General features: G+C 41.9%; 13 protein-coding genes. All 13 read right to left on the bottom strand.

Translation table 11 applies throughout. From position 1 onward, the window contains the following. Window positions 1–66 precede the first annotated feature (66 nt). The 13 genes from GPS65_RS08615 to fliQ are packed head-to-tail and all read right to left on the bottom strand — an operon-like array spanning window position 67 to window position 12371. Entirely contained in the window at window positions 67–606 is a 540-nt protein-coding gene (locus GPS65_RS08615; protein ID WP_012009977.1) for a hypothetical protein, read from the bottom strand. Window positions 607–627: 21 nt separating this feature from the next. Continuing rightward, window positions 628–1395 carry a FliA/WhiG family RNA polymerase sigma factor gene (locus GPS65_RS08620; protein WP_012009976.1) on the bottom strand — a complete coding sequence of 256 codons (768 nt, stop codon included), beginning with the start codon at window positions 1393–1395 and terminating at the stop codon, window positions 628–630. 24 nt (window positions 1396–1419) lie between these two features. Beyond that, window positions 1420–1920: a chemotaxis protein CheD gene (locus GPS65_RS08625; protein WP_003212153.1), complete on the bottom strand. Its 501-nt coding sequence runs from the start codon at window positions 1918–1920 to the stop codon at window positions 1420–1422. Further along, window positions 1920–2546, bottom strand: coding sequence for a chemotaxis protein CheC (locus GPS65_RS08630; RefSeq protein ID WP_012009975.1), 627 nt, complete (start codon window positions 2544–2546; stop codon window positions 1920–1922). The genes GPS65_RS08625 and GPS65_RS08630 overlap by 1 nt, the downstream gene beginning before the upstream one ends. Window positions 2547–2558: 12 nt before the next feature. Then, a complete protein-coding gene (locus GPS65_RS08635; RefSeq protein ID WP_012009974.1) occupies window positions 2559–3020 on the bottom strand; it encodes a chemotaxis protein CheW in 462 nt (153 codons plus the stop codon). Window positions 3021–3044: 24 nt separating this feature from the next. Then, complete coding sequence (locus GPS65_RS08640) at window positions 3045–5075, bottom strand: chemotaxis protein CheA (RefSeq protein WP_119124851.1); 2031 nt, start codon at window positions 5073–5075, stop codon at window positions 3045–3047. Window positions 5076–5080: 5 nt separating this feature from the next. Beyond that, window positions 5081–6154, bottom strand: coding sequence for a protein-glutamate methylesterase/protein-glutamine glutaminase (locus GPS65_RS08645; RefSeq protein WP_012009972.1), 1074 nt, complete (start codon window positions 6152–6154; stop codon window positions 5081–5083). Beyond that, window positions 6151–7056, bottom strand: coding sequence for a MinD/ParA family protein (locus tag GPS65_RS08650; RefSeq protein WP_012009971.1), 906 nt, complete (start codon window positions 7054–7056; stop codon window positions 6151–6153). The genes GPS65_RS08645 and GPS65_RS08650 overlap by 4 nt, the downstream gene beginning before the upstream one ends. After that, a complete protein-coding gene (flhF, locus tag GPS65_RS08655; protein ID WP_012009970.1) occupies window positions 7053–8168 on the bottom strand; it encodes a flagellar biosynthesis GTPase FlhF in 1116 nt (371 codons plus the stop codon). The genes GPS65_RS08650 and flhF overlap by 4 nt, the downstream gene beginning before the upstream one ends. Next, a complete protein-coding gene (gene flhA / locus GPS65_RS08660) occupies window positions 8168–10201 on the bottom strand; it encodes a flagellar biosynthesis protein FlhA (RefSeq protein WP_012009969.1) in 2034 nt (677 codons plus the stop codon). The genes flhF and flhA overlap by 1 nt, the downstream gene beginning before the upstream one ends. A gap of 29 nt (window positions 10202–10230) precedes the next feature. Next, on the bottom strand, window positions 10231–11319 hold the full coding sequence (gene flhB, locus GPS65_RS08665; RefSeq protein WP_012009968.1) for a flagellar biosynthesis protein FlhB: 1089 nt from the start codon (window positions 11317–11319) through the stop codon (window positions 10231–10233). Beyond that, the gene (gene fliR / locus GPS65_RS08670; RefSeq protein ID WP_012009967.1) at window positions 11316–12095 is read right to left on the bottom strand and encodes a flagellar biosynthetic protein FliR; all 780 of its coding nucleotides are present in this window, start codon (window positions 12093–12095) and stop codon (window positions 11316–11318) included. The genes flhB and fliR overlap by 4 nt, the downstream gene beginning before the upstream one ends. 6 nt (window positions 12096–12101) lie before the next feature. Continuing rightward, window positions 12102–12371: a flagellar biosynthesis protein FliQ gene (gene fliQ / locus GPS65_RS08675; RefSeq protein ID WP_003211206.1), complete on the bottom strand. Its 270-nt coding sequence runs from the start codon at window positions 12369–12371 to the stop codon at window positions 12102–12104. Window positions 12372–12380: the final 9 nt, after the last annotated feature.

Raw genomic sequence — 12380 nt, forward strand, 5'->3', positions numbered from 1 at the left:
ATTAAGCGTGTGTATTTAACACCAAGAAATAATATAACACATGATGGACTGACAATCAAGAATCCTTTACAGCTTTCCGCTAAATTTTAATAAAAGCTCGATTTCTGTCTTGCCCGTTTTCAGTTCTTTCGCTATTTCTTCTAGCGAATGCCCTTTGTCATATAAGGTCTTCACCTGATCCTCGAATGTTTCTTCTATTTCACTTTCAGAAGGCACAGAAGCTTCTGATTCAAGATGTGGAACGGGTTCGTTTACCTTCTCTTCCTGCACTTCAACTTCGCTAAGGAGAGCTGACAAGTGCTCTGGTACTGGATCTTCACTTTCTACCGATTGCTGGGATTCAATTGGTGTTTGTGGCTGCTTTGGTGTCTGAAAATCCGATTTCAGCTCTTCAGCAGAAAAATCAGGGGAAGCGGCTGCCACTTTTGATAGTTTGTCATTCTCTTCTTTGACTTCCATCAAAAATGCAGCCAGGGTATTTTCCGTTTCTTCTAGAAGTTCTCGCTGCTTTTGTTCAGTTGCCTTCAGCGAATTCATTCTCGTATATAAAATGATCACAAAATAAATAAGTGCAGCATGAAGCATGAAGCTAATCAGCCATAACATATTTTTTCACTCACTAACTCTTTAAGATTGAATGGCTTTATCAAGCAGATGCTTAAGCTTGAACAATGCCTTAGAATGAATTTGCGAAATGCGTGAGGTCGATAAATTGAGCACGTGACCGATTTCCGTTAACGTCAGTTCCTCTTTATAAAATAGACTGATCACGAGCTTTTCTTTTTCCGATAGCTCGGTCATTTTTTCAGCAAGCTGTTCTATTAATTCATCTTTTAGCATCTTCTCTTCAGGTGTCACAGTTTTCTCGTCGCGAATCATGACTTGGACGTTTTCACCGTCTTCTTGATCATGAAGCTTCTCGTCGATTGAAAGCAGATTTGCAAAGAAACCTTCATTCATTGTTGTGACAACATCCTGTTCACTCATGCCAAGTTCCTCAGCCACTTCTGTCGGCGTCACATTTCGTAAATAGCGTTGTTCAAGCTTTTCAATCGCCGCTTCTACTTTTTTTGTCTTTTCTCTTGATGTACGAGGCAGCCAGTCCTCTTTACGAAGACCGTCGATGATGGCCCCGCGGATTCTGAAGGATGCATATGTATCAAACTTCAGATCTCTTCCGGGGTCAAATTTTTCAAGGGCATCATATAAACCGAGCATCCCTAGACTGATCAAGTCTTCTTTATGCACTGACTTCGGGAGACCGATGGAAATTCTTCCAACATGATATGTGACGAGCGGCATATAGCGGCGCATAAGATCATCTCCAGCAGCTGGGTCCTTCCACTCTTTCCATCTAGCCCATAGCGCCTGATCTTCGTAATTTAAGGATTGCATCTTTCTCCCCCTATACTTCCTTAGTTATATCTTCATAATGCCTTGCTTCACAGTGCGGATCTCAAGCTCTGTCGTAAGCGGATCAAATTCAATCGTACGACCATTGTTCCCGCCCGTATCCTCACTAATGATCGGGATGCGATAAAGAGACAGATGTTCTTTAACAGCTGATACATTTCTAGGTCCAATTCTCATGAGATCATTGGTTGACTTAAATTTAAACATTTCTGCGCCACCAGCAAGTTTTGCCTTTAGCGCATGTTTGCGCGCTCCTTCTTTAAGGAGAAGATCAATTGTATGCTTGACACCTGTATCTGCATATTTAGCCAAGTTCTCCACTGCCCCTTTTGCAAGGGATGAGTCTGGAAGCATGACATGAACAAGACCTGCCAGTTTTTTTTCTTGATCAAACAGAACAAGTCCTACACAAGAACCAAGTCCGGATGTCCGAATGCGGTCCGGTGTTTTCACAAGCTGAACATCCGCTATACCAACCTTTACAACTGCCGGAATCTGAACGTTCATTACAGGTTACCTAATGCTTCGAATAGTTTTTCAAACGATTCAAAGTCTGGTAATAGAAACATATTTCCTTTCAGCTCTTGCTTATTTTGATCATCAAAAATCGATGTATCAATCACAATTGCCTGATCACCTAAAGGACTAAATTGCATTAATCCTTCGCTAATGACAGCTCCGAACATATCGAGCGTAACATCTGGAACACTTGGGTGAAGCTGCAATTTTGTTAAATCGGCAAGGGCTGATAAATAAGAGCCTGCTAAAATATTTCCCAGCTCGTGAAGTGCTGAAGTCCCCATCACATGCTCGTGAATAGTATCAATATCAAATGCCGGATCTCGTACAAGCTCTCTTACAAACTGCTCTGCTTGCTCAAAGGGCATAATGAAAAAGATTGAGCCAGATAAATCTCCTTCCATTCGCAGGAAAATGCTTGCAACTGGGAGGTCTGCACCGCCAAAGAATTCCATTAACTCTTCAAACGAGAGAACCTTGACAAATGGAACAGCCATATCTATTTTGCGATCCAATAGGCTGGCAAGAGCAGACGCGGCGTGGCCTGCTCCAATATTCCCAACCTCTCTTAATACATCCAGCTGTTCATCTTTTATTTCATTGAAAATGCTCATTTCACATCCTCCTTAATGAACAGGTGCATCTTGAACACTCTTGTCGAGAACAGCACCAGGATGAATGATATTAAATAGACGCTGATCATGCTTAATGATACCTGTCACCCATGATTGCCCTTCTTTTTCAGCTGATTCAGGAGAAGATTCTACTTCTTCCTGATGGACTGTAATGACATCATTCGCTTCATCAACAATCCAGCCGACTTCAATGTCACCAAATTGTACAATAATCATTCTTGTTTCATCTGTAATTTCGTTGTCACTTGATCCAAGTCTCACTCTTAGATCGATGACAGGCGTCACGACACCGCGCAGATTAATAACACCGCATATATAAGGGGCAACGCCAGGGACTCTTGTCGGCTGCTGCCATTTTTCAATGGACTTTACTTCTGATACTGAAATGGCGTATTCTTTTTTGTTTACGATAAACACAATCATCTTTTCGCCAGTTTGGATATCTGTACTCATTTCAGACCGCTCCTCTATTGTTTTTTACTTGATCAGTGCATTACAGTCAACGATGAGTGCCACTTGACCGTCGCCTAGGATTGTTGCGCCTGAGATCGCAAACACGTTTGGCAAGTAATCTCCTAGTGATTTCAATACAACCTCTTGCTGTCCAATAAATGAGTCGACCACAAATGCTGTCAGCTTATCTCCTTTACGAACAACGATGATGTGCAGTTCTTCCTCTAATTCATTCGCATTCGGTACGTGGAATTGTTTCTTCAAGTACACGACCGGTACGATAAATCCGCGGAAATCAATTACTTCACGATCATGCGTTTGAAGGATGTCGCTTTTCTTAATGACAGCCGTTTCAATAATAGAAGAAATCGGAATCGCAAATGTTTCCTCTTCCAGTTTCACAAGAAGTACAGAAATAATCGATAATGTAAGCGGAAGCTGGATCGAGAATAGTGAGCCCTGTCCTTCTGTTGAGTTGATGCTTACAGATCCGCCTAGTGATTCCAGCTTGTTTTTTACAACGTCAAGGCCTACACCGCGGCCTGAGATGTCAGAAATCGTATCAGCTGTAGAGAATCCTGCTGCAAAGATCAGTGAATCAATTTGATGATCTTCAAGTGTCTCTGCTTCTCTATCTGTAATAACCCCGCGCTCTAATGCTTTTTCAAGCACTTTCTTACGGTTAATTCCGCCGCCATCGTCTTCTACTTCAATGAAGACGTGGTTTCCGCTATGATACGCTTTTAATAGAACGGTACCTTTTTCTGGCTTGCCTTTTTTCACACGTTCTTCTGGTGATTCAATTCCGTGATCTAGGCTGTTTCTAAGTAAGTGTAAGAGTGGATCACCAATCTCGTCGATAACTGTTCGATCAAGCTCTGTTTCAGCACCTTCAATAATCAGTTCAATTTTCTTATTCAGCTCTTTTGTCAATTGACGAATCATACGAGGGAATCGGTTAAACACCGTTTCCACAGGAACCATTCTCATATTCAAGATGATCGATTGCAGATCTCCAGAAATACGTGTCATTCTTTCAACTGTGTCTGTCAGTTCATTATTTTCTAATTCTTTGGCAATCTGTTCTAAACGTCCTCTGTCAATCACCAGTTCTTCAAACAGATTCATGAGAGAATCGAGACGGTCAATGTTGACCCGAATCGTTTTTGTTCCGCCGGCAGCTGCACCGTTATTGCCATTTGCTTTTGGCGCATCGTTTGCTGGGGCTTTCGCAGCAGGCACAGATACTTCTTCTTTTTCCTGTTCAGGTTTTGCCTCTTGTTTTTCAGCTGGAGATGCTTCTTCAAATGCAGAGACTTCTGAGATCTCAACTTGTTCAACTTCTGAGATCGTCATCACAATTTTCTTCACTTCGTCCATTGGTTGTTTAGATAAATAAGAAATACTGAATTCAGATTCGAAATCTTCTGATTCTAAAAGTTCTGCATTTGGAACTGTTTTAACGACCTCGCCTGCTTCGTTCAGTCTTTCAAAAATCATATAGACACGAACCGCTTTTAATAAGCATGCGTCACTTAATGTGACATTGAGTTCATAACATTTAAAGCCTTGTTCCCTCGCTTCATCAAGCACTGTTCGTTCAAATTCGTTATAGTCTAAGTCGTTAGCAGAAGCCGCTGATACATCCGCAGTTTCAACACTAGGAGCTGCCTCAGCATGGCTTCCTGTCACATCTAGTTTTTTACTAATCTCTGTGACATCGCGTTTCCCATCTCCGCCTTCTGCAATTGATTGAACCATTGCTTCAAGGTGATCAAGCGCTTCAAACATCGTGTCCATCGACTCAGGTGTGACAATCATTTGTTCATTTCGAATGGCATCAAACATGTTTTCTAAATGATGTGTTAGCTGAGCCATATCAGCGTAGCCCATCGTTGCACTCATGCCTTTCAATGTGTGAGCGGCTCTGAATATATCATTCACTAGCTGCAAGTCGGTTGGGTTCTTTTCTAAATCAAGAAGTTTTTCATTACAAGTTTGTAAGTGTTCTCTGCTTTCATCTAAAAAGATATCTAAGTATTGGTTTACATCCAACGTGTTCACGCCCTCTCTTTTTTCATGGAGCTTATAATTGCATGTGCGATGTCATCCACATGCCTTGTTTCATGTGCAAGGCCTGCTTTAATGACTGATTTAGGCATTCCGAAAACAACACATGATTCTTCTTTTTCTGCAATGACTTTTGTATGACCGCTTGCGACCATTTTTTTGACACCTTCTGTGCCGTCACTACCCATGCCTGTCATAATGACAGCAATTTTCTCGTAACCCTTTATATGACTGATCGATTCAAATAAATAGTTAACAGAAGGTTTGTGACGGCTTTCCGTGTCTTCTGGAGACAGTCTGATGACTAAGGATGCCCCTTGTTCATGAAGTGACATATTCATTCCACCAGGCGCTATGTAAGCTACTCCATTTTTAGCGATGTCTCCATCTTGCGCTTCTTTAATCGAAATTTGAGATAAATGGTCTAACCTAGTAGCAAGTGATGCCGTAAATCCTGCCGGCATATGCTGCACTATCAAAATGGGGGCTTCTATGTCCTTGGGCAGCTTCGTAACGACTCGTTGAAGTGCCCTTGGCCCTCCCGTTGATGTTCCGATTGAAATAATCTTTCGGAGTGAGCCGCTTTTTACTGCTTGCGGGCGAGGTGTAGCCACTGGGATTGACGGCTTCATCACCGGCTTAGAAGAAACCGGCACTTCAGTGCGTTTCCTTGACAGCCCTGCCGCAAGCACCCGCTCTACAATTTGGCCTCTTACTTTGTGTAAATCAAGTGAAATACTTCCTGATGGCTTTGTGACAAAGTCAAAAGCACCAAGTTCTAAGCAATGGATGGTTAAATCTTTCCCTTGCTTTGTCTGGCTTGACACCATAATTACGGCAAGGTCGTGTTCAGCCAGAATTTGTTTTAATGCTTCTGTTCCATTTAAAACAGGCATTTCCACATCTAATGTGACGACATCTGGATTCAGTTCCTTGATCCGTTTTAAGGCATCTTCCCCATTTCGCGCCGTTCCGACGACTTCTATTTCTTGCTCGGCAGTTAGGAAGTCACTAATGAGTTTTCGCATAAAGGCCGAGTCATCTACTACAAGCACTCTAATCATGAGTCCACCTTCCTCCTTTTAAAAAAAGAGGACAACTTATCTATAAACGTATGCTGCTCTCTCTGTGCCTCTCTTATCTGCTGTTGATAAAGTGTTTCCGCCAGCATCTTAATCGTTTTACTCAGCCTTGAATGAGGCTGCTTCATATAAAATGGAATTTGTTCAGCCACTGCTTTTGGAACCGCAGGATCATCCGGGACAGCACCAGCAAATACTAGTTTTCTGTGAAGAAATGATGTGACTACTCCTGCTAATTTCCGATAGGTTTCTGACCCTTCTGACGGGGTTTTACACCGGTTGACAATGATTTGCACAGATTGTTCAAACTGATGAATCGCTAAATGTTTAATGGCGCTGTAGGCATCCATGATTGATGTTGGTTCCGGCGTTGTCACAACTACAACTTCTCCTGCTGATAAAACAAAAGGTAGTTGATCTTTTGACAAACCAGCCCCCATATCAAAGAAGATACAATCAAAGTCGTGCATCATTCTTTCCATTTCCTCTAGAAAGAACGACCATTGATCTTTATCTAAAGAAAACAGCTGTTCAAGTCCGCTTCCGCCAGAAATGTAATAAAGGTTGTTCGTTCCTTGAGTCATAGCCGCTTGGAAGGATTTCTTCCTGACAAGAACATCTAAAATAGAGCTAGTCGATGTTTTCCCTAGTAAAATATCAATATTCCCCATACCAAAATCAAGGTCGATGACTAACACTCGTTTACCTGCATTTGCGATAGATAGTGCCATATTCAGCGTCAAATTCGATTTTCCAACCCCGCCTTTACCGCTCATGACAGCAATGGTTTTTGCCTGTCCGCTTATACCAAGAGGAGCTGGTGTGATCGTTTGATTTTGTTGAACGAGCTTTCTTAAACCTTCTGCTTGGTCAGGCTTCATCATTGTAAGACCATCCTTGTTAATTCAAGAGGAGAGCCCTCAAGAATATCCTCAGGAACATTTTGACCATTTGTTAAAAAGCCAAGTCCAATTTGAGAGTCTGCAATGATTTGAAAAATGGTGCCCATCGTGTCTGTTTCATCTACTTTTGTAAAAATAAATTGATCGATTGAAACGTGTTCAAAACGTTTCACCATGGCTTTCATGTCCTGATACTTTGAGGTCGCACTCATCACTAGGAAACTTTGAATGCTTTCATCAAATGGAATGATGTCTGTCAGCTCTTTGATATACGCTTCTTCTTTAAAGTTACGACCCGCTGTGTCTACGAAAATATGATCATACTCTTTAAATGTCTCTTGAGCTTTTACAAAATCCTCTCTCGAATAACAAACCTCAAGCGGTGCATTAAGTAGTTCTGCATATGTTTTCAGTTGTTCGATTGCTGCTATTCGGTACGTATCTGTTGTAATAAAAGCGATTTTCTTTTGCTTCTGAATGGCCGTTTTGGCAGCGAGCTTTGCAATCGTTGTTGTTTTACCAGCCCCAGTCGAACCAAACAGCACAATGTATTTAGAACGAATCATCGGATCATCAGAAGTGTGAGACGGCAGCATATCTGTCAGCAGTTGTTCAAGTTCTTTTTGAATTTGCTCTTCCTTGACAGCGCCCTTCGTTAAAAGACCTTTGAGGCATTCGTCACGAATGGCATCATCAAGACCTTGATCCTTCAGCTTTTGATCGATTGCCATGAGAGGGTCAGGCAATATACCAGCATGCCGCTCATTCCTCGCATATTCTAACGGCTGAGCTTGAAGAGGTACTGGTTTCACTGCCTCAGGAGCAAGAGACGGCTCTTTAGGTCGGTGTTGAACCTGCTCCTTTTTCGGAAATACTGGAAGAGGGGGCGCAGGCTGTCCACCTTTACCCGCTCTTTCTTCAAAATCTTGATCCAGCACTGCAATCACTTCAACCATTTGCTGTTTCTTTAAACCGAATAGCTTTCGTTTCACAACGGTTTTGGAATTTAAGATGACGGCATCCTTCCCAAGCTGCTGCCTAATTTGAATCGTTGCTTCCTGCATTGAATTCGCTGTGATTTTTTTCATTTTCATTAGATATCCACCACTCCGATGCTCTGTACTTCCACATTTGCTTCTAGTTCGTTATAAGATAGTACCGGTAATTCCGGGAAATATCTTTCTAACAGCTGCTTGACGTACATTCTTATAGGAGGTGAGCACAATAGAACCGGCGTTTCCTGACGAAGCGAAAGCTGTTCAATTTCTCTCGCCACTGATTGAATCACACTTTCAGAGGATTCTGGATCTAACGATAAGTAGTTCCCATGCTCTGTTTGCTGTACGCTGTCAGCAATCACCTTTTCCACTCGGCCCGAGCATGTCACGACTTTGAGTGATTCATTCTCTCTCGCATATTGTGCGGTAATCTGTCTTGCGAGCGCCTGTCTGACATACTCTGTTAACAAATCTGTATCCGTCGTTAACTTTCCGTAGTCTGCAAGCGTCTCAAAAATGGTGACAAGATTTCGAATAGAAACCTTTTCTTTCAGCAGTTTTGCAAGCACTTTTTGAATATCACCAACTGCTAGTGGATTTGGCGTCACCTCATCCACTAAGACAGGATAACTTTCTTTCAGATGATCGATTAATTGCTTCGTTTCTTGGCGTCCGAGCAGTTCGTGTGTGTTTTGTCTAATTTTTTCTGTGATGTGAGTAGACACAACTGATGCAGGATCTACTACCGTATAGCCAAGCATCTCAGCCTGATCTTTTTCTGCTTCTGAGATCCATTTAGCCGGAAGACCAAAGGATGGCTCGATTGTTTCAATTCCTTCAATCGGATCATCATCAGGTGTAGGCGACATCGCTAAGTAGTGATCAAGCAGTAGCTCGCCTTTTGCCACTTCATTCCCTTTTATTTTGAGTCGATACTCATTTGGGTTAAGTGCAATGTTATCCCGGATCCGGACAACTGGAATCACAAGACCAAGTTCAAGGGCAAGCTGCCTTCGAATCATCACAATCCGGTCTAACAGGTCACCGCCTTGATTTGCATCGGCTAGCGGAATCAGGCCATAGCCAAACTCAAATTCAATGGCATCCATTTGGAGAAGGTGAATGACACTTTCTGGACTTTTCATCTCTTCTACCTCTGCCTGCTCCTCTAGTACCTCTTCTATTTCTTCTTGATCCTGTTTGTTTTTTGACATCAAGTATGCGCCGAGGGCAAGTAAACCTGCGATCGGTCCTGTCAAAAGTACGCCGATTGGTGTAAACAACCCAAGAAGGAAGATCGTACCTGCCGTGACGTAAAGCATAGCTGGAAATGCAAACAGCTGTTCAGTGATATCTGACCCAAGGTTCCCATTAGAAGCAGCCCTTGTGACGACAATTCCTGTCGCTGTTGAAATGAGAAGTGCAGGGATTTGTGAAACAATCCCGTCTCCTACCGTTAATAATGTAAAGTGGGAAGCTGATTCTTGAATTGACATTCCTTGCTGAAGCATCCCAATGATAATCCCAAAAATAATATTAATAATGACGATGATAATACCTGCGATGGCATCCCCTTTGACGAACTTACTTGCTCCATCCATCGCACCATAAAAGTCTGCTTCTCTCGCTACTTTTTCACGGCGATTTCTTGCTTCACTTTCTGTCAGCATCCCAGCATTTAAATCTGCATCAATACTCATTTGTTTCCCTGGCATCGCATCGAGGGTAAATCTTGCCGCAACCTCTGAAACACGCTCAGCCCCTTTGGTAATGACAACAAATTGAATGATGATCAGAATAAGGAAGACCACAAGACCAACGAGTACATTTCCTCCAACAACAAATGAACCAAACGTTTCTACAACCTTTCCTGCGTCTCCAGTTGAAAGAATAGATCGTGTTGTAGAGATGTTAAGCCCTAAGCGAAAGAGCGTTAAGAGCAAAAGCAATGATGGAAATATTGAAAATTGCAGTGGTTCTTGCATGTTCATTGTGGTGAGAAGCACGATAAGCGCAAGAGAAATATTAATAATGATTAAAATACTTAATAGCATTGGCGGAAACGGTATGACCAGCATCGCCACAATTAAAATAACACTGAATAAAACAGATAAATCTCTTGCTGACATGCCTGTTCTCTCCTTTTAAAACCAAAAATTCATAAAATCTTTTGTTTCGTTTTATAAACATAAGCTAAAATTTCTGCGATTGCCTTAAAGTATTCCTCTGGCACCGCTTGGTCAATGTCGACCTGATCATAGAGTGCACGAGCGAGCGGCCGGTTTTCTACGGTCATAATATCGTGCTCTTTCGCAATCGTTCTAATTTTCAAAGCCAAAATATCTGTTCCCTTTGCCACAACAAAGGGCGCGTCCATCTTTTCTTCGTCATATTTCAGAGCAATGGCATAATGGGTTGGGTTTGTAATGATGACGTCCGCTTTTGGGACTTCCTGCATCATCCGTCTCATGGCCATTTCCCGCTGACGCTGTTTAATCTTTGATTTTATGAGCGGGTCACCCTCTGATTTTTTATACTCATCTTTGATGTCTTGTTTGGACATCCGTAAGTTTTTTTCATAATCAAATTTCTGATACATATAATCAAGCCCTGCTAAGACCATGAGAGCACCTGCTGCATATAGCCCCATAATCAAGGTCATACTTGCCACGAAATGAAGAGTTTCCTCTGCTGTTAGTAAAGGAAGCCTTAGGATTTCGTCAAAGTGCATCCAAAGTGCAATAAATGTCGCAAAACCAATTAAACCAATTTTTAAAATGGATTTTAATAGTTCTACGAGGGCTCGAATACTGTATATTCGTTTAAACCCTTTGATTGGATCGAGTTTTTCTAATTTTGGTTTGATTACTTCTGTCGAAAAGAGAAAGCCAACTTGCAAATAGTTACTGATAATCCCTGCCAGCATACCAACACCAAGTATTGGCATGAGGAGGAGCCCTGTTTCCTGAAGCAATTCCACAAATAGTTGATGAATATTAGATGTGCTAACTTTCATTAGCATCGTTGTTGAATAAAAACGTTCAATGAGCGCAATAATACGCTCTTTCATAAAAGGCCCAATAAAAAAGAATGATAAAAAGATTAATAGAAATGAGATGGCTGTATTGACGTCGGTACTTTTGGCAACCTGACCTTTTTTACGTGAATCTTGCCTCTTTTTCGGCGTTGCTTTTTCTGTTTTTTCACCTGCGAAAAATTGCAAGTCTAGTCTAAGCCTTGTCATCATGACGAACCACCGACCAATGCTAAGAAATTCCTCATGGTGAGTACAATCGTATCAAATGTATTTTGGACAACTCCAAAGATGACGCCCATACAGATGATAATCATAATAAAACTCACACCCATTTTAATAGGAAGTCCGACAACAAAAACGTTCATCTGCGGGACTGTTCGTGCCACAATGCCTAATGCCAAATCGACCAAAAACAAGCTAGCGACAACTGGTGCTGAGATTTGAAAGGCAATAATGAACATTTGGTTGAAGCTCTTTGCAATAAAATAAGCAAAAGATTCACTGCCGAAATTCAGTGCGTACTGATCAACTGCAATATATTGAAAACTGTAATAGATTCCATCAAGCAGCAGGTGATGTGCATTAGTTGCCAGCATCAATAGCAATGTGACCGTATAAAAAAATTGCCCCATTAGCGGCGTTTGTGCCCCTGTTTGCGGATCAATTACATTGGCGATCGCAAACCCCATTTGAAAATCAATAAATGAGCCGGCAATTTGAACAGCGGACACCATGATATATGCAATCAAACCAAGTAGAAGTCCGACCATTGCTTCTTTCACCGCAAGCATCATATAAAGACCGTCTATGTCGAGTGCTGGCGGTTCCTTAATTGTGCTAAAACTAATCACGGCTAAAAACAGTGAGAATCCAACTCTGTGTACAGCTGGGATCGTTCTATGCGCTAAAAGCGGTACTGTTACAAAAAAAGCGGTGATCCGAATAAAAACTAATAGAAAAGCAGGGAATAATTCTATGATTGACATCGCTCGTTAACCTGCAAATCGATCTAAATTCGAGAACAGCTCTGTCGTAAAGGACACAATGGTCGACAGCATCCATGGACCAAACACAACAAGTCCAATAAGAACTGCAACAATTTTAGGAATGAACGCAAGCGTCTGTTCTTGAATCTGGGTTGTTGCCTGAAATACACTGACAATCAGTCCCACAATAAGAGCGAGCGCTAGAAGCGGCCCACTGACAAGCAATACCACATACACTGATCTTTCAGCCATCGTAATGACAAATTCTGAACTCATGTTTTAAGC

Source organism: Bacillus pumilus (genome assembly GCF_009937765.1).
GTDB lineage: Bacteria > Bacillota > Bacilli > Bacillales > Bacillaceae > Bacillus > Bacillus pumilus_O.

Excerpts from the sequence above, each read along its gene's own strand:
- fliR (WP_012009967.1), bottom strand. The coding sequence starts at position 12,095 with ATGTCAATCATAGAATTATTCCCTGCTTTTCTATTAGTTTTTATTCGG.
- flhA (WP_012009969.1), bottom strand. The coding sequence starts at position 10,201 with ATGTCAGCAAGAGATTTATCTGTTTTATTCAGTGTTATTTTAATTGTG.
- GPS65_RS08650 (WP_012009971.1), bottom strand. The coding sequence starts at position 7,056 with ATGATGAAGCCTGACCAAGCAGAAGGTTTAAGAAAGCTCGTTCAACAA.
- flhF (WP_012009970.1), bottom strand. The coding sequence starts at position 8,168 with ATGAAAATGAAAAAAATCACAGCGAATTCAATGCAGGAAGCAACGATT.
- GPS65_RS08635 (WP_012009974.1), bottom strand. The coding sequence starts at position 3,020 with ATGAGTACAGATATCCAAACTGGCGAAAAGATGATTGTGTTTATCGTA.
- flhB (WP_012009968.1), bottom strand. The coding sequence starts at position 11,319 with ATGATGACAAGGCTTAGACTAGACTTGCAATTTTTCGCAGGTGAAAAA.
- GPS65_RS08630 (WP_012009975.1), bottom strand. The coding sequence starts at position 2,546 with ATGAGCATTTTCAATGAAATAAAAGATGAACAGCTGGATGTATTAAGA.
- GPS65_RS08620 (WP_012009976.1), bottom strand. The coding sequence starts at position 1,395 with ATGCAATCCTTAAATTACGAAGATCAGGCGCTATGGGCTAGATGGAAA.
- GPS65_RS08645 (WP_012009972.1), bottom strand. The coding sequence starts at position 6,154 with ATGATTAGAGTGCTTGTAGTAGATGACTCGGCCTTTATGCGAAAACTC.
- fliQ (WP_003211206.1), bottom strand. The coding sequence starts at position 12,371 with ATGAGTTCAGAATTTGTCATTACGATGGCTGAAAGATCAGTGTATGTG.
- GPS65_RS08615 (WP_012009977.1), bottom strand. The coding sequence starts at position 606 with ATGTTATGGCTGATTAGCTTCATGCTTCATGCTGCACTTATTTATTTT.
- GPS65_RS08625 (WP_003212153.1), bottom strand. The coding sequence starts at position 1,920 with ATGAACGTTCAGATTCCGGCAGTTGTAAAGGTTGGTATAGCGGATGTT.